Annotated in this window: 15 protein-coding genes; 13 read left to right on the forward strand and 2 right to left on the reverse strand. The window is 54.1% G+C overall.

Features of this window, described 5'->3' with window-relative positions:
• Window positions 1-35: 35 nt before the first annotated feature.
• From ACIP6T_RS13485 to ACIP6T_RS13505, 5 genes are read left to right on the forward strand one after another with little or no spacing between them, the layout of a single operon-like run.
• A complete protein-coding gene (locus tag ACIP6T_RS13485) occupies window positions 36-1,184 on the forward strand; it encodes an ABC transporter ATP-binding protein (protein ID WP_400457700.1) in 1,149 nt (382 codons plus the stop codon).
• A gap of 5 nt (window positions 1,185-1,189) precedes the next feature.
• Window positions 1,190-2,200, forward strand: a complete 1,011-nt coding sequence (locus ACIP6T_RS13490; RefSeq protein ID WP_400457702.1) for an NAD(P)H-quinone oxidoreductase — start codon at window positions 1,190-1,192, stop codon at window positions 2,198-2,200.
• Complete coding sequence (locus ACIP6T_RS13495; protein WP_400457704.1) at window positions 2,197-2,808, forward strand: glutathione S-transferase N-terminal domain-containing protein; 612 nt, start codon at window positions 2,197-2,199, stop codon at window positions 2,806-2,808. Before ACIP6T_RS13490 ends, ACIP6T_RS13495 begins: the two co-directional genes overlap by 4 nt.
• A gap of 15 nt (window positions 2,809-2,823) precedes the next feature.
• On the forward strand, window positions 2,824-3,273 hold the full coding sequence (locus ACIP6T_RS13500) for a type II 3-dehydroquinate dehydratase (RefSeq protein WP_400457706.1): 450 nt from the start codon (window positions 2,824-2,826) through the stop codon (window positions 3,271-3,273).
• On the forward strand, window positions 3,270-4,199 hold the full coding sequence (locus ACIP6T_RS13505) for a glyoxylate/hydroxypyruvate reductase A (RefSeq protein WP_176519237.1): 930 nt from the start codon (window positions 3,270-3,272) through the stop codon (window positions 4,197-4,199). The genes ACIP6T_RS13500 and ACIP6T_RS13505 overlap by 4 nt, the downstream gene beginning before the upstream one ends.
• 106 nt (window positions 4,200-4,305) lie before the next feature.
• On the opposite strand, the gene ACIP6T_RS13510 is transcribed toward ACIP6T_RS13505, so the two are convergent.
• Window positions 4,306-5,268 (reverse strand): LysR family transcriptional regulator, encoded by a 963-nt coding sequence (locus ACIP6T_RS13510; RefSeq protein ID WP_097097922.1) that lies wholly within the window; start codon window positions 5,266-5,268, stop codon window positions 4,306-4,308.
• Between the two features lie 363 nt (window positions 5,269-5,631).
• On the opposite strand from ACIP6T_RS13510, the gene ACIP6T_RS13515 reads away from it, so the two are divergent.
• The 5 genes from ACIP6T_RS13515 to ACIP6T_RS13535 all read left to right on the forward strand — a co-directional run bounded on the left by ACIP6T_RS13515 (window position 5,632) and on the right by ACIP6T_RS13535 (window position 10,977).
• Complete coding sequence (locus tag ACIP6T_RS13515; RefSeq protein WP_097097921.1) at window positions 5,632-6,663, forward strand: polyamine ABC transporter substrate-binding protein; 1,032 nt, start codon at window positions 5,632-5,634, stop codon at window positions 6,661-6,663.
• A gap of 70 nt (window positions 6,664-6,733) precedes the next feature.
• Window positions 6,734-7,588, forward strand: a complete 855-nt coding sequence (locus tag ACIP6T_RS13520; protein WP_345830688.1) for an ABC transporter permease — start codon at window positions 6,734-6,736, stop codon at window positions 7,586-7,588.
• A gap of 1 nt (window position 7,589) precedes the next feature.
• Window positions 7,590-8,408: an ABC transporter permease gene (locus ACIP6T_RS13525; RefSeq protein WP_097097919.1), complete on the forward strand. Its 819-nt coding sequence runs from the start codon at window positions 7,590-7,592 to the stop codon at window positions 8,406-8,408.
• A gap of 99 nt (window positions 8,409-8,507) precedes the next feature.
• Window positions 8,508-9,758 (forward strand): flavin-containing monooxygenase, encoded by a 1,251-nt coding sequence (locus ACIP6T_RS13530; RefSeq protein ID WP_400457710.1) that lies wholly within the window; start codon window positions 8,508-8,510, stop codon window positions 9,756-9,758.
• A gap of 70 nt (window positions 9,759-9,828) precedes the next feature.
• Entirely contained in the window at window positions 9,829-10,977 is a 1,149-nt protein-coding gene (locus ACIP6T_RS13535; protein ID WP_400457712.1) for an L-lactate dehydrogenase, read from the forward strand.
• A gap of 43 nt (window positions 10,978-11,020) precedes the next feature.
• Here the strand turns inward: ACIP6T_RS13535 and mqo are convergent, their stop codons facing one another.
• Window positions 11,021-12,667 (reverse strand): malate dehydrogenase (quinone), encoded by a 1,647-nt coding sequence (gene mqo / locus ACIP6T_RS13540; protein ID WP_400457714.1) that lies wholly within the window; start codon window positions 12,665-12,667, stop codon window positions 11,021-11,023.
• Window positions 12,668-13,029: 362 nt separating this feature from the next.
• Between mqo and leuC the strand changes: the two genes are divergently transcribed.
• The 3 genes from leuC to ACIP6T_RS13555 are packed head-to-tail and all read left to right on the forward strand — an operon-like array spanning window position 13,030 to window position 15,998.
• Window positions 13,030-14,451, forward strand: coding sequence for a 3-isopropylmalate dehydratase large subunit (leuC, locus tag ACIP6T_RS13545; RefSeq protein WP_400457717.1), 1,422 nt, complete (start codon window positions 13,030-13,032; stop codon window positions 14,449-14,451).
• A gap of 1 nt (window position 14,452) precedes the next feature.
• Window positions 14,453-15,091, forward strand: coding sequence for a 3-isopropylmalate dehydratase small subunit (gene leuD, locus ACIP6T_RS13550; RefSeq protein WP_097097914.1), 639 nt, complete (start codon window positions 14,453-14,455; stop codon window positions 15,089-15,091).
• Window positions 15,084-15,998: an alpha/beta fold hydrolase gene (locus tag ACIP6T_RS13555; protein WP_400457720.1), complete on the forward strand. Its 915-nt coding sequence runs from the start codon at window positions 15,084-15,086 to the stop codon at window positions 15,996-15,998. The genes leuD and ACIP6T_RS13555 overlap by 8 nt, the downstream gene beginning before the upstream one ends.
• The last annotated feature ends 26 nt before the right edge of the window (window positions 15,999-16,024 follow it).

The raw sequence follows: 16,024 nt of genomic DNA on the forward strand, positions 1-16,024 counted from the left end.
TGACAAGCAATACAGCCCCGTTTTTTGGAGATTCCATGGTAAGTGCAGAAGTGACTTCATTCCCGCATCCTGAACGGCTTGCGCCAGCAGCGCAAGCCGTTAACGTTGCCGTGCAATTAGATGGCGTGCTAAAGCGTTTTGGTGACGCCATCGCGTTACACAAGATTTCTCTCACGATTGAAGAAGGCGAGTTCATTACGCTATTGGGGCCATCTGGCTGCGGGAAAACTACGCTGCTTAATCTGATGGCGGGTTTTGCCGAAGCCGACGGCGGCGAAATTTTCATTGATGGCGATTTGGTGACGGAGATTCCGCCTTATCAGCGTGAAATCGGCATCGTATTCCAGAATTACGCGCTATTCCCGCATATGACGGTAGAGAAAAACGTCGGATACGGCTTGCGTATGCGCGGTGTGGCGAAAGATGAAATTGCTGAGCGTGTTGAACAGGCGTTGGCGCTGGTCAAACTGGCGGGCTACGGCCACCGCAAACCGCGCGAGTTATCTGGTGGACAGCAGCAGCGCGTGGCGCTGGCACGGGCGCTGGTCATTCGCCCGAAAGTGCTTTTGCTGGACGAACCCTTCTCCGCACTGGATAAAAATTTACGCTTATCGATGCAGGTCGAGCTAAAAGCTATCCAGCGCAAACTGGGCGTTACCACGGTGTTCGTGACGCACGATCAGGGCGAAGCATTGAGCATGAGCGATCGCGTTGTCGTGATGTCAGCGGGGCACGTGCGGCAAATCGGCACGCCAGATGAGATCTATCGCCGCCCGCGCGATCCTTTCGTCGCTGGTTTTGTGGGCGATGTGAACATTCTGCCGGGTCGATACGCTGGCCGTGATAGTGCTGCGGTGGTTGAACTGGGCGGCAATGCGCTGCGTCTGCCCGCGGAACGCGTCCAGGCTACGGTGGGCGAGCGGCTTGACGTGTATGTCCGCCCTGAGAACATTCAACTGGCTGCGCTTGGGCCGCACTCCTTCCTCAGCGCGACGGTGATCACCCATGTCTTCCAGGGCGACCATGTTGATGTGCATCTTGATGTGCCCGCGTTAGGCAGTGCGACACTGTTTGCCCGTCAATCGGGGCTGGAATCATTGACGCGCTGGCCGGTGGGCAGCGTGGTGGGCGTGATGTTTGATGATGAGGGCGTTTGCGCCTTTACCTCTGAGAAGCAGGGATAACGCTAATGCTGCCAGAAATGATGAAAGCGGTGATTGCTCACCAGCCGGGCGGCCCCGAGGTGTTAACCATGGTTGACCGCGCGGTACCGCAGCCAGGGTCAGGTGAAGTGCTTATCCGCGTAAGCCATGCGGGGGTGAACCGTCCTGACATTATGCAGCGCAGCGGGATGCCCGTTCCACCCGGTACCAGCGAGGTGCTTGGTCTGGAAGTATCGGGCGTTGTCGCGGAATTGGGTGAGGGCGTTGATAGCCTGAACCTCGGCACGCCGGTGATGGCGCTGCTTAACGGGGGTGGCTATGCCGAATATTGTGTCGCACGCGCCGAACTCTGTCTGCCGGTGCCGGCAGCGCTGCCGCTGGCGCTGGCCGCCGGCGTGCCGGAAGCGGCCTTTACCGTCTGGCATAACCTGTTTGAGCTAGGCCGCCTAACGCCGGGTGAAACCGTGCTGATTCACGGGGCGGCCAGCGGCGTGGGCAGCTTTGCGATTCAAAGCGCGCAGGCGTGTGGCGCGCGGGTTATTGCCACGGCTGGCGGAGCCGCTAAGATTGCCGCACTTCAGCGACTCGGCGTGTGGCGCGCCATTGATCGCCACAGCCAGGATTTTGTCGCGCTGATCCAGGATGAAACCCAAGGCCACGGGGTTGATGTGGTGCTGGACAACGTGGGGGGGGACTATGTGGCCCGCAATCTCAGCGTTATGGCGCAGGGCGGACGCCATGTCAGCTTGTCATTTATGCGCGGCGCTAAAATTGAACTCGATTTGCAACTGGTGATGCGCAAAGGCTTGAGCCTGACCTCATCCACGTTACGTCCTAAGCCGGCCGCTGAAAAAGCGCGTCTGGCCGAGTGTCTGCGAAAACACATTTTGCCGCTGCTGGCAGCAGGAAAAATCATTCCCACGCTACATCGAACCTTACCGTTAGCGCAGGCGGCTGAGGCACATCGCATCCTGGAAGCCAATGCCAATATCGGCAAAGTGCTGCTCGCCATTGATCAACCCGGAGTGTCGAGATGATGCAGCTCTACTACGCCAGCACCTCGGCTTATGTTCGCAAAGTCATGGTTACGGCACATTGCCTGGGGCTGCTCGATGAGATTACGCTTTTGGCGTCAGCGGCCCATCCCATCGAACGCGATGAGCGCATTGCCAGCATCAATCCTTTAGCCAAGGTGCCTGCGCTGCGAACCGAGACGGATTTATGTCTGTATGACAGCCGCGTGATTTGCGAGTACCTCAACGCACGCGCGCAGGGAAATTTACTGCCGGCGCACGGTGAATCCCGCTGGGTAAGTCTGGCTCGTCAGGCGTTGGGTGACGGATTGATCGATGCAGCACTGCTGGCGCGCTATGAGTTCAGCGCGCGCCCGGCAGAGAAGCAGTGGCCTGGCTGGGCTGATGCGCAGTTAAAAAAAGTCAGCGCCGCACTGGGGGAAATTGAACGTCAGGTTGTCGGCTTTAACACCCTTCCCGATGATATCGGTTTAATTGCTATAGGTTGCGCGCTCGGTTACCTCGACTTCCGTTTTGCCGGGATGAACTGGAGTAAGCAGCATCCCCTTACTGCCGCGTGGTTTGCAATTTTCGATGCTCATCCGGCCATGGCCGCCACGCGCCCGCATTGATAGTCAGGAGCTTACATGGCACAGCAGATTTTCTTCCTTAACGGACCGAACGCAAATTTGTACGGCATGGATAAAGGCGGGACTTACGGCACGGAAAGTTTTGTCAGTATTGGTGAGCGATGCCAGCGCCGTGCGGCAGCACACAACGTGAACCTGCAATTTCGCCAAAGTAATCATGAAGGCGTTATTGTCGACTGGATTCAGGAGGCACGTCAGCATGCGGCGGGGATAATTATCAACGCGGCGGGGCTGAGCTACAGTTCAGTGCCTATTCTGGATGCCTTGCTAATGTTCGATGGGCCCATTATCGAGGCGCATATGAGTAATATCTGGAAGCGTGAACCCTTTCGCCATCACTCGATGGTTTCCAAAGCGGCCACCGGTGTGATTGCCGGACTCGGCGTGCTGGGGTACGAGCTGGCGATTGATGCGGTGGTCACGTTGATAAAGGCGGACGCAGCATGAGTACGTTGGTGTTTTACAGTGAATTCGACAGTTTTACCGAGTGGTCAGCGTTATTGGCGCCGCATCTTCCCGGCGTCACTATTTGTCGCGCTGAAGAGGTACAGCAGGCTGATGAGGTGCACTATGCGCTGGTGTGGAAACCCCCGCACGGTTTTTTTGCCCCTTATCGCCATTTAAAACTGTTGGTCAATCTGGGGGCTGGCGTTGATTCGCTGGTTGGCCGCGATGATTTGCCGGACATTCCGATAATCCGCCTGTCGGATCCGCATATGGCGCGCATGATGGCCAGCTACGTGCTGTTTGCCGTGCTGCGCTACGCGCGTGATATACCGGCGTTTGAGCGGGCGCAGCGCGATCGACGCTGGCATTATCTGCATCCGCGATCGCCAGAAAGCGTGCGCGTAGGGGTGCTTGGTTTGGGTGAGCTGGGAGCCTATGCCGCGAGTGAATTGGCGCGGCAGGGGTTTGATGTCCGTGGCTGGTCGCGTTCGCAGAAAACGCTGGCTGGCATTGCCTGCAGCAGCGGAATGGATGCGCTGGACGATTTCCTCGCCAGCAGTGACATCCTGGTGGTAATGCTGCCGTTGACGCCGCAAACCCACGGATTGCTGAACGCTGAAAGATTAGCGTGCTTGCCGCAAGGCGCTGCGTTTATCAATGTGTCGCGCGGTGCCATCGTTGATCAGCAGGCATTAACTCTGGCGCTGAGGCGCGGGGATATTGCCGAAGCAACGCTGGATGTCTTCGATCGTGAACCTTTACCTCCAGATGATGCATTGTGGGGCATGGATAATGTGCTGATCACGCCTCATCTGGCATCTGTGGCGATCCCCGCCAGCGCCGCACCGCAGGTGGCGGATAATATTCACCGCATCACTCGCGGGGAGCCGGTGTTAAATCAGGTGTTTCCGCAACAAGGTTACTGAAGCAAGCGCTTAGTTGCGTCGCTATGCATCCAGGTGCGCATGAATGCGCACCCTACGACATCCCCTTACCCTTTATGGTGTCCGGTTCACGCTTATCTGACGAGCATTACGCCACCTTGACCACTTGCGGATCGAAATAGCTCGGTGCCGCCATGCCGGGAATGTACTGGTCGGAAATAAACATGCGGCAACGCTCGGCAAAGGCACTGACCACCATCGATTGCTGCACATGTGCCACCGTGGCATAGCCGAGTTGCATGGGCTTATTCACACCCGCCAAACGCACGCGAATTAAGCGTTTACCATCCTGCGAGAGGTGGGCTTTGGGCCGCACGTTAGCGATGCCAAAACCTACGCCGTTTGCCACCATCGCGCGGACCACTTCCATATTGCTCGAGCGCATAACAATGTTGGGCGTGACGCCGGCCTCACTAAACAGACTCAGAAAATATTCCCGGCTCCACGGCATATCCAGCAATACCATCGGCACATCGGCCAGATCCTGCATGGAGACGGCCGATTGCGTGGCGAACGGATGATGTTCACCCACCATCACATAAGGCGGCAACTGCGCGAGTGATTGAAAGGTGATGTCGCCGGCAGGAACCAGATCGTAAGTCAGGGCAATATCGATATCGGCCGCACGCAGCTGTTTCAATAGCTGCTCGTGATTGCCCTCTACCAGCGTGATACGCACGCCAGGAAAAGCGCGACCAAAACCGAACACCAGTTCAGGCGTCAACATCGGCGCTAAGGTATCGAGACAGCCGACCCGCAACGGTCCGCGCACATTATTCATGGATTCTGAAGCAATCGTGTAGAGGTTCGACATCTGCTCCAGGATCAGCTTCGCCTCTTTTAAAACCTGATGGCCGATGGCGGTGAGTGAGACGCCCTGCGCGTGATGACGGACAAAAAGCTGCACGCCAAGCTCAGACTCAATATGGGTGATAGCCGCTGAGATCGACGGTGATGAAACGTGGATACGTTCCGATGCGCCGATAATGCTGCCCGCTTCACCGGAAGCGACAAAATATTCCAGCTGACGCTGGGTGATGCGACTGAGCATGCAGATTCTCCTGGGATTGCTGACGCGCTCATGTCGCGCCAGTCATTCTAATTGGGTTGGAGACTATGCATTTATCATGCCGGCTCCCGTAACAGGATAATCACCTGCCTGCATCTCTTCGCCCATTCGCTTCTGCCTCACCTGCGGTTAAGAAAATCCTTTCCAGAGCAGCGCTTTTTTTAGCGTCAGAAATTCTGACGCAACAGCGAGGTAAATGCTGTTTTACCGAATCTCAGACTGACGGCAATATCGCTTTAACACCAGAGAGCTGCCTTCGCACTGTTGTAGTGCAATGCGACGTAACGGAGCAGACGGTGGTTCACAGTTGCTACCACAGCCATTTCATTCATTGGGGACGAGAATATGTTGCGTAAGATTTGTGCCTTAACGTTGTTGACCACTGGCGTATTAAGCGCGGGCAATGCAATGGCCGCAGATAAGCTGATTGTCAGCACCTGGGGCGGCAGCTTTAAAGATCTGATTGATCAAACCATCGCGAAAGAGTTCACCAAAGAAACCGGTGTTGAAGTGCAATTTGTCACGGGCGGAACCATTGACCGCCTCAACAAAGCTAAGTTGGCCGGCGGCTCGCCCGAAACGGATGTGACGTTTACCACCGCGCACGTCGGCTATTTATATGCCAACAGCGGTCTGTTTGAGAAGCTCGATATGAGCAAAATCCCTAATGCGGTCAATCTGGTGCAGCAAGCCAAAGTCAGCCCTTATCACCTTGGTGTTTGGGGTTATGTTTACACCATCGGCTACCGTCCCGATTTAGTGCCAAAAGGCGAAACCTTCTCCAGCTGGAACGATTTGTGGCGCCCTGAGCTGAAAGGATCGCTGGCGCTGCCCGATTGGGATCCCAGCCATATTATTGCGGTATCTGCCAAGCTCTCCGGTACGGATGCAGCACACTGGCAACAGGGGCAAGCCAAGCTAAAGGCGCTGATTCCGAACATCAAATCCTTCTATACCGATGATGCCAACAGCCAACAGCTGATCTCTACCGGCGAAACCCCGGTGCAGGTGATGTTGTCGATGAATGCCTACAGCATGATTGCCGAGGGCGTCAACATTAAGCTGGCCATTCCCAAAGAGGGCGCGATTCTCGGGGTGGATACCGTGGGAATCAACAAAGGCACTAAGCATGCCGACCTGGCCTACAAATTTATGAACATTGCGCTTAAGCCGGAAATCCAGCAGCAGGTGGCGAAGATCTATCGCGGCAGCCCAACGGTGACCAATGCGCATATCGATCCTGAGCTGGCGAAGTTGCCGGGCATGCTGACCACGCCCGAACAGTGGAATGCCACCATCAACACCGATCCGCAGCTGCGCGCGGAGAAAACCGCCGAATGGCGTCAGTGGTTCTCGGAAAACATCATGTCTCATTGAGGGGGATGGGCAGCCCGCGCTGCCCACTTCTCAACGGTAGTCGCAACATTTTATGCAGGCAGCAACGTCTATGACGAGAAAACCGACATTTTTACCCTGGTTCATTATCCCAGCCACCTTTACGGCGCTCGGGTTAGTGGTTGCCATGTTCGCCGTGATGCAGTTTAGCGTGCGGGCCTATATTCCCGGTTCACTGGACGTGGGCGGATTTACCCTGGCGAACTTTAATGGCTTGTTTAAGAAAATCTATGCCGATGCCTTTATCAACACGGTGCTGCTTAGCGCGAAAACCGCCGTTTTTGGTTTACTGATGAGCTATCCGCTGGCCTACGCGCTGGTGCGAACGCGCACCACATGGATCAAATCCACCCTTTTGATTATTGCCATCACGCCGCTGTTTCTCGGCGAAGTGGTGCGTACCTATTCGTGGATTATCGTGTTGGGCAATAGCGGATTTCTTAACAGCTTACTGCTGGCAATCGGCATCATTCATAAGCCTATCCAGTTTATGTTCACGCAAACGGGAGTGGTGGTGGCGCTGGTGCATGTGACGATGCCGATCATGGTGATGATGCTGGCCACCGCGCTGTCACACATCAATCCTGATTATGAAAAAGCCGCCACCAGCCTCGGGGCCGGGCCCATACGCACACTGCTTACGGTGACGATTCCGTTGTCGCTGCCAGGCATAGTTTCCAGTTTAACCACGGCCTTCGCCTGGACCTTCAGTGCTTTCGCCACCCCGCAACTGATCGGTGGAGGACGCGTTAGCACCGTGGCCACCATGGTGTATCAGCTGGGATTTTCATCGATGAATTTTCCGTTTGCCGCCGCGCTCAGCATTGCCGGTTTACTGCTGACGATTCTGCTGCTGATGGTGCTAAAACGCATGAGCCGCTTCCTGCACGCAATGGGAGAACATTAAGATGACGCGTTCGCTAAACGATAAACTGATTACCCTGACCGGTCGCCTGCTGGTCATTGCCATTGTTCTGTTTGTCATGCTGCCAACGATTGTGGTTTTCATCTCCTCATTCAGCAGCACATCGGTGCTGTTCTTCCCACCGAAAGGCTGGTCACTGCGCTGGTTTGAGCGTGCAGTAAGTTACGATGATTTTCGTCACGGCTTCTATTCAGGCCTCATTGTTACCGCCTGGGCATCCTCCCTGGCGGTGATCATCGGCGCAACACTGGCTATTGCAATTGAGCGCTACAGCTTTCCCTGCAAGCAGGTGCTGGAAGGGGTGTTGCTCTCACCGCTTTTCATTCCCCATTTCACCATTGGGCTGGGTTTGCTGATGCTGGTTTCGCAGCTCGGTATCGGGCGCGGTTATCCACTGGTGATTTTCTGCCATATCGTGCTGGTGCTGCCGTTCGTGTTGCGCAGCGTGTATGTGTCATTAAAGAATCTGGAGCAACGTATTGAACTGGCCGCCGCCAGCCTTGGTGCATCGCCTTTACGCGTGGTGTGGACCATCACCGTGCCGTTGATATTACCCGGCCTGTTTGGCGGCTGGTTATTTGCGGCTATCCTGTCGTTCAATGAATTCACTGCCTCGCTGTTTATTACCACGCAAGCGACGCAAACCCTGCCGGTGGCGATGTACAACTATGTACGTGAATTTGCTGACCCCACGCTGGCGGCACTCTCGGTTATTTATATTGCCGTAACGGCAACGATGTTAATTATTGCCAATAAGTTTTTAGGCTTAGGAAAAATTCTGAATGTTGAAGCGGGACATTAATTAATTTACTGAGCGTCAGCGCTTTCTAACGCACCGATTAACTTCAATGCGACTCTTTTCCATGAAAAGGGCGGAGTCGTTCATCTTTAGGAAATTCACATGTCAGTAGAAAAAATGAATACCGTGATTGTCGGGGCAGGCCAGGCAGGTATTGCGATGAGTGAGCATCTGTCATTAATGGGGGTTCCCCATGTGGTTTTAGAGCGTAGTCGTATTGCCGAACGCTGGCGTTCTGAACGTTGGGATTCATTAGTTGCGAATGGTCCAGCGTGGCACGATCGTTTTCCGTCATTAAAATTCGACAATATTTCCCAGGAAGCTTTTCCGCCCAAAGAGCGTATGGCGCAATATTTCGAGGATTACGCAAAAATGCTCGATGCGCCCGTGCGAACTGGCGTTGAGGTTTATCTGGTTGAGCGCCTGGCCGGACGCAGCGGATTTAAAGTCGTCACCTCGGCGGGAGAATTTGAGGCGGATAACGTGGTAGCCGCCACCGGGCCTTTTCAAAAGCCCTCGTTCCCGCAGATTGTGCCAGAGAGCGTCGCGCTGCATCAGATCCACTCTTCGGGCTATAAAAATCCTCAGCAGCTGCCGGAAGGCGGCGTACTGGTGGTGGGTGCTGGCGCTTCCGGGACACAAATCGCGGAAGAGTTAAGAAAATCAGGGCGTGACGTGTATCTCTCAGTCGGCGAACACTATCGTCCGCCGCGCGCCTATCGCGACCGTGATTACTGCTGGTGGCTCGGCGCACTTGGCCTGTGGGATGAGGTGAAGATCAAGCCGAAAAAACAGCACGTTGCCTTTGCGGTGAGCGGCTATGAAGGCGGCAAAACGGTAGATTTTCGTCGTCTGGCCCACATGGGCATCACGCTTGTGGGCATCACGACGCGTTGGGATGATGGCGTACTCAGCTTTGCCGAAGGTTTGGCGGAGAATATTGCCGAAGGGGATAAAGCCTATTTCGATGTGCTGCGTGATGCAGATGCTTATATTGTACGCAACGGTTTGGACCTGCCGCCGGAACCGCAGGCGTGGGAGTTATTGCCGGATCCTGAATGCCTGATTAATCCGCTGGCTAAGTTGGATATTCATGGCGCAGGGATTAGCACTATTATTTGGGCCACCGGATTTAAATTTGATTTTAGCTGGCTGCAGGTCGATGCATTTGATGAAAAGGGTGTGCCATTCCATAAGCGCGGTATTTCAGCAGAACGTGGCATCTATTTTCTGGGCCTACCGAATTTGGTTAATCGGGCGTCCTCATTTATTTATGGTGTCTGGCATGATGCGAAATATATAGCTGACCATATCGTGTTGCAAAATGCCTATACCGATTACGTAAAATCGTAATTTATGCGCATGAGGTGCGTATAAATGCGCACCCAGCCGCGCTGTAGTGAATATTTTCGGATGCCGATTGATGAACATAACCTGTATTGAAGAGTTACGCCTTCTGGCGCGTAAGCGTATGCCGAAAATGTTTTATGATTATGTGGATGCAGGTTCATGGACGGAATACAGCTATCGCGCTAATGAGGCCGACCTGCAACGCATTGAATTTCGTCAGCGCGTGGCCGTCGATATCTCTCAGCGCAGCACCACCAGCACGATGTTGGGGCAACCCGTTACGTTGCCGATGGCGATTGCACCCACCGGCTTAACCGGCATGGTGCATGCCAATGGTGAAATCCTTGCCGCGCGGGCAGCTAAAAATTTTGGTATTCCTTTCACGCTATCCACCATGAGCATCTGTTCTATCGAAGCGGTGGCACAGGCGACACAGCACCATCCCTTTTGGTTTCAGCTGTATGTGATGCGCGATCGTCAGTTTGTCGCCCGTTTGATTGAGCGCGCTAAAGCCGCCAACTGCAGTGCGTTGGTGGTTACCATGGATTTACAGGTGTTTGGTCAGCGGCACAAAGACATCAAGAATGGCTTATCCACGCCGCCCAAAATGACGCTGAAAAATATGATCAACATTGCCAGCAAACCGCGCTGGTGCCGCAACATGCTGGCATCACCGCATCGTAATTTTGGCAATATTATTGGTCATGCCAGCGGGGTAGAGAGTATTGATGCAATGATGGCGTGGACGCAGCAGCAGTTTGATCCTTGCCTCTCGTGGCGGGATGTTGAGTGGATTAAACAGCGCTGGGGCGGCAAACTTATTGTCAAAGGCATCATGGATGCCGAGGATGCGCGATTAGCGGTGGCAGCGGGTGCGGATGCCGTGATCGTTTCTAATCATGGTGGTCGTCAGCTGGACGGCGTCTCTTCATCGATATCCATGTTGCCACTGATTGTTGATGCGGTGAAAAATCAGGCCGAAGTGCACTTTGATGGCGGCATCCGTTCCGGACAGGATGTTCTCAAGGCTATCGCGCTGGGCGCCAAAGGCACCTATATCGGCCGCAGCATGCTGTATGGATTGGGGGCATTAGGTGAGCAGGGCGTAACCTGCGCGCTGAATATCATCCGTAATGAATTCGACCTCTCAATGGCGTTTTGTGGCAAAACGGAGGTGGCCGCAATTGATGCGACGATATTGCGTCAGGATATTTGCCGATAAAAAAAGCCGGACATGGTCCGGCTTTGTTCATTTCTGGCGTGAATTACAGCGCCATATCCTGCTTGCCTGATTCCACACGCGGCTTGGCCTGCGTTGGCGCCACGGTCTGGTCGCCCATGTTAATCACCGGCGGTTTAGTCAACTGCAGCGTGGCTGCGGTATTGTCCCAAACCTGCTGCGTCAACGCGGTGTTGCCGTTCAGCTTCTGGCCGAAACTTGGCACGACGTCACGGATCTTCTGCTGCCACTCTGGCGATGCAAACTGCTCTGGGAACAGCTTCTTCATCACGTCGAGGGTGATAGGTGCGGCAGTCGATGCACCTGGTGAGGCACCTAACAGCGCTGCCAGGGTTTTCTGCTGATCGGTCACAATTTCGGTACCCAGCTTCAGCACGCCGCCTTTGTCTGCGTCTTTCTTAATGATCTGTACGCGCTGACCGGCCTGAATCAGTTTCCAGTCCTCTTTACGTGCGTTTGGATAGTACTCCTTCAGCGCTGCAAAGCGGTCATCATCATTCAGCATCACCTGACCAATCAGGTATTTCACCAGATCAAAGTTATCAATACCCACATGCGTCATCGGCATGATGTTGCTGGTGGTGGTGGCGCTCAGCAGATCGAACAGCGAACCGTTTTTCAGGTACTTGGTCGAGAAGGTGGCGAACGGGCCAAACAGCACCACTTTCTTACCGTCGAGGTAGCGAGAATCGATGTGTGGCACGGACATCGGCGGAGCGCCTACAGAGGCCTGGCCGTACACTTTTTCCAGGTGACGGTTGGCGATCGCTGGGTTTTCGGTCATCAGGAAGGAACCGCCGACCGGGAAGCCGCCGTAGTTATCGGCTTCTGGAATACCGGTTTTCTGCAGCAGCTTAATGGCAGCGCCGCCTGCGCCGATAAACACGTATTTCGCATCGACAGAGCGCTTATCACCGCTCTTCACATCTTTAACGGTAACGTGCCAGGAGTTGTCACTGTTACGCTTGAAATCAGTGACTTCAGTAGACGTTTCCAGCTTGAAGTTCTGATCTTTTTTCAGGCTGCCGATCAGCTGACGGGTGATTTCACCGTAGTTGACATCGGTGCCCACTGGCGTCCAGGTTGCAGCAACTTTCTGGTTCGGATCGCGGCCTTCCATCACCAGCGGTGCCCATTGCTGGATCTGCTGATGATCGGTTGAGAATTTCATGCCCTGGAACAGCGTCGTTTTCTGCAGCGCCTCATAGCGCTTGGTGAGGTATTCGACATTTTTGTCGCCCCAAACGAAGCTCATATGCGGAGTCGAATTGATAAACGAGTGTGGATCGTGCAACACGCCGCGCTGTACTTGTGAAGTCCAGAATTGACGAGAAATCATGAACGCTTCGTTGATTTCCAGCGCTTTGCTAACGTCGATTGAACCGTCTGCACGCTCTGGCGTGTAGTTCAGCTCCATGTTAGCAGAGTGCCCCGTACCGGCGTTGTTCCAGCCGTTGGACGATTCCAGTGCCACGCCATCCAGCTTCTCAACCATCAGCTGTTTCCAGCCCGGCTGAAGCTCTTGCAGCCAGGTGCCAAGCGAGGCGCTCATGATACCGCCGCCAATCAGCAGCACGTCTGTTTTTTCTGGTGCATCTTCAGCGTGTAGCGCAGAAGAGACAAACAGCGCTGCCAGCGATAGGGCAGACACGATCTTTTTGGTGTGAGTCATTCCAGTCCTACTTATTATGCAATGCAGGTGAACGTTAAAAATTCGGTTTGCACATTAAGAGATTGTTACGAAATGATTAACTTATTTTTAGTTAATAAAGTATTGGTGTTAATTAATTAACTTTAAAAAAAGAAAGGCGGATAAAACATAAGCAAAACAGGGAGTAAAGCGAGGATAAACCGCTCAGGTCACGCGGTTATTCTTTATATCGGTTGACGCGACTTAGGTCAAATAAAAACCTCGCCTACCGCTGCACATTTCATAAACCATCACTGCACGAAGCGTGTTCATTGCGCGTAGCAAAACTGTATTACCCTAAGGTCTCTAATGATTTGTTTAAACACTTTCACGTGGGCAACGGCATGGCTAACAAAACGCTGTATGAAAAACTGATCGATCAGCATGTGGTTCGGACGTTAGACGACGAAGGGCATGTGCTGCTGTACATCGACCGCTCTATTCTGAATGAGTACACCAGCCCGCAGGCGTTTAGCGGTTTGCGCGATCATCAGCGTGCGGTGCGTAATCCCGGCACTATTTTACTGAATGTCGATCACGTCAACCCAACGCGTCCCGAACGCGATGACGCCATGACCGATGCCGGTGGACAATTACAGGTTGATTATTTCCGCCAGAATGCCGCGCATTTTGGCATTGAACTGTTCGATGTGATGGATCCACGTCAGGGTATTGAACATGTTGTTGCCCACGAGCAGGGCCTGGTCATGCCCGGAATGGTGATCGCTGCAGGTGATAGCCATACCACCACATACGGCGCGTTTGGTGCACTTGGCTTCGGCATCGGCACCTCGGAAATCGAGCATCTGCTTGCCACGCAAACGCTGATTTATCGCCGGTTGAAAACCATGCTGGTGACGGTGAACGGCGAGTTGCCATTTGGCTGCTCGGCGAAGGACATCATCATGGCGCTGATTGAGCAGATTGGCGCTTCAGGGGCTACCGGTTTTGCCATTGAATTTACCGGTGTTGCCATTGCGGCGCTGAGCATGGAAGGGCGCATGACACTGTGTAACATGGCGGTGGAAGCCGGTGCTCGCGGCGCTATCATCGCGCCGGATGAAAAGGTCTTTGCCTATATTGCGGGCAAACCGCAAATGCCGGTGGGACCAATGTGGGATCGGGCCGTTGCGGAGTGGCGTGCATTAAAGAGCGATGCTGACGCACCCTTTGATCGCCGCATTACCATCGATTGTAGTGACCTCGAACCCAAAGTGACCTGGGGGATTAGCCCGGATCAAGCTGGCGCTATCACGGGGCGCGTCCCCGATCCCGCGCAGGAAAAAGATCCGGTTAAACAGCAGGCGTTAAATACCGCACTGAAATACATGGGGCTGGAACCCGGCACGCCGTTAGCCGATATCGCCATCACGCACGCGTTTATTGGTTCCTGTACCAATGGTCGAATTGAGGATTTACGAGCCGCAGCCGCCATTATCGACGGCCATAAAATTGCGCCACACGTGCGAGGCATTATCGTTCCTGGTTCAACTCAGGTGCGTCAGCAGGCAGAAGCGGAAGGATTAGCGGCGATATTCATCAACGCCGGCTTTGAGTGGCGTCAATCGGGTTGCTCAATGTGTCTGGCAATGAATGAAGATGTGCTTGCGCCTGGCGATCGTTGCGCTTCAGGTACCAACCGTAATTTCCCAGGCCGTCAGGGCGCAGGTGCCCGCACGCATTTGATGAGTCCGGCGATGGTTGCCGCCGCCGCGATTGCCGGTCATCTGGTTGACGTCCGCCGCTTTATGACAGCAGAGGTTTAAAATGGAAGCGTTTAATAACATTACCGGCACGCTCGCCCCGTTACCGGCTGCCAATATTGATACGGATGTGATCATGCCGAAGCAGTTTCTCAAAGGCATTGATCGCCAGGGTTTAGATCGCGGCGTGTTCTTCGACCTGCGCTTTTTGGCCGATGGCAGCCCAAACCCGGATTTCATTCTCAATCAGCGCGGGTGGGAACACGCCACTTTCTTGCTGGTGGGGGCGAATTTCGGCTGTGGTTCCAGCCGCGAACATGCGGTGTGGGGGCTCAATCAGCTCGGCATTCGCGCCATTATTGGTACCAGTTTTGCCGGTATCTTTGATGATAACTGCCAGCGCAACGGTGTTCTGACGCTGACGTTGAGTGATGAGGATTACCAGCGATTGAGTGCAGTGGCGAACGATCCTACCAACAATCGCATTACCGTTTCGCTGGAACAGCAGGCGATCCTTTTCGATAATCAACGTATTGCGTTCTCCGTGAGCGCATTGAAACGTGAAATGCTGCTGGGCGGCGGAAGCGCGGTAGATTGGACGCTGCAATACGCCTCTGATATTAGCCAGTTTGAAACGCAGCATTTTGCCCAACGTCCGTGGCTGAAACGCGCTAATACGGCAAAGGATGAACAGCATGAGTGAGATAACGCCGCGGGGAGATTCGCCGTTTATTAAAGGCTTTACGCTTAGCGACGTGCGTCTGGCTAACGGCATTACGTTACGCGTAGCCATGGGCGGCGAAGGCCCGCCGCTGCTGCTTTTGCATGGTCATCCGCAGAATCATCTGGCGTGGCGCAAGATTGCGCCGCAGCTGGCGCAAAAATATCGCGTTATCCTGCCGGATTTACGTGGCTATGGCGACAGTGATAAACCGCCGAGTGATGAAACCCATCGCCCCTACTCAAAACGCGTGATGGCCGATGACATTAGCCTGCTGATTGAAGCATTGGGATGGGATCGCGTGGCCTTCGTGGGCCACGATCGCGGCGCCCGCGTCGGGCACCGATTGGCGCTCGATCACCCGGAAAAACTCTCCTGCTGCGTATTTGTCGATATTGCACCTACCGCAACCATGTATGCATTAACCGATAAAACATTCGCCACGCGTTATTTCTGGTGGTTTTTCCTGATTCAGCCGTACCCGTTACCCGAAACCATGATCGGTCACGACCCGGCCTTATTTCTGCGTAAACACATTGATGGCCAATTAAAAACGCCAGGCGCAACCTCGGATGAAATATTTAATGATTATCTGCGCTGTTATCAAAATAAAGCGATGATACATGCAGTATGCGAAGATTATCGCGCTGCGGCCACCATCGATTTAGACGACGACGCGCAAGACAGTGATAAACGTATTGAATCTCCGCTATTGCTGTTGTGGGGTGAAAAGGGCACGGTAGGCCAGTTATATAATGTAGTGGATACCTGGCAGGATAAAGCGCGTCATGTGCAAGGGCAGGCATTACCTTGTGGCCACTCGCCGCATGAGGAAGTACCCGAACTGTTTTTAAGCCAGCTTCAGTGCTTCCTGGATTCTGTGTTATAACCGGCTAAATTTCTTTAACGCTGTGG

This window comes from Pantoea sp. NPDC088449 (assembly GCF_044753225.1).
Taxonomy (GTDB): domain Bacteria; phylum Pseudomonadota; class Gammaproteobacteria; order Enterobacterales; family Enterobacteriaceae; genus Pantoea; species Pantoea floridensis.

What these genes read in the sequence shown, in the direction of transcription:
- ACIP6T_RS13485 (WP_400457700.1), top strand. Translation starts at nt 36, where the DNA reads ATGGTAAGTGCAGAAGTGACTTCATTCCCGCATCCTGAACGGCTTGCG.
- ACIP6T_RS13490 (WP_400457702.1), top strand. Translation starts at nt 1,190, where the DNA reads ATGCTGCCAGAAATGATGAAAGCGGTGATTGCTCACCAGCCGGGCGGC.
- ACIP6T_RS13495 (WP_400457704.1), top strand. Translation starts at nt 2,197, where the DNA reads ATGATGCAGCTCTACTACGCCAGCACCTCGGCTTATGTTCGCAAAGTC.
- ACIP6T_RS13500 (WP_400457706.1), top strand. Translation starts at nt 2,824, where the DNA reads ATGGCACAGCAGATTTTCTTCCTTAACGGACCGAACGCAAATTTGTAC.
- ACIP6T_RS13505 (WP_176519237.1), top strand. Translation starts at nt 3,270, where the DNA reads ATGAGTACGTTGGTGTTTTACAGTGAATTCGACAGTTTTACCGAGTGG.
- ACIP6T_RS13510 (WP_097097922.1), bottom strand. Translation starts at nt 5,268, where the DNA reads ATGCTCAGTCGCATCACCCAGCGTCAGCTGGAATATTTTGTCGCTTCC.
- ACIP6T_RS13515 (WP_097097921.1), top strand. Translation starts at nt 5,632, where the DNA reads ATGTTGCGTAAGATTTGTGCCTTAACGTTGTTGACCACTGGCGTATTA.
- ACIP6T_RS13520 (WP_345830688.1), top strand. Translation starts at nt 6,734, where the DNA reads ATGACGAGAAAACCGACATTTTTACCCTGGTTCATTATCCCAGCCACC.
- ACIP6T_RS13525 (WP_097097919.1), top strand. Translation starts at nt 7,590, where the DNA reads ATGACGCGTTCGCTAAACGATAAACTGATTACCCTGACCGGTCGCCTG.
- ACIP6T_RS13530 (WP_400457710.1), top strand. Translation starts at nt 8,508, where the DNA reads ATGTCAGTAGAAAAAATGAATACCGTGATTGTCGGGGCAGGCCAGGCA.
- ACIP6T_RS13535 (WP_400457712.1), top strand. Translation starts at nt 9,829, where the DNA reads ATGAACATAACCTGTATTGAAGAGTTACGCCTTCTGGCGCGTAAGCGT.
- mqo (WP_400457714.1), bottom strand. Translation starts at nt 12,667, where the DNA reads ATGACTCACACCAAAAAGATCGTGTCTGCCCTATCGCTGGCAGCGCTG.
- leuC (WP_400457717.1), top strand. Translation starts at nt 13,030, where the DNA reads ATGGCTAACAAAACGCTGTATGAAAAACTGATCGATCAGCATGTGGTT.
- leuD (WP_097097914.1), top strand. Translation starts at nt 14,453, where the DNA reads ATGGAAGCGTTTAATAACATTACCGGCACGCTCGCCCCGTTACCGGCT.
- ACIP6T_RS13555 (WP_400457720.1), top strand. Translation starts at nt 15,084, where the DNA reads ATGAGTGAGATAACGCCGCGGGGAGATTCGCCGTTTATTAAAGGCTTT.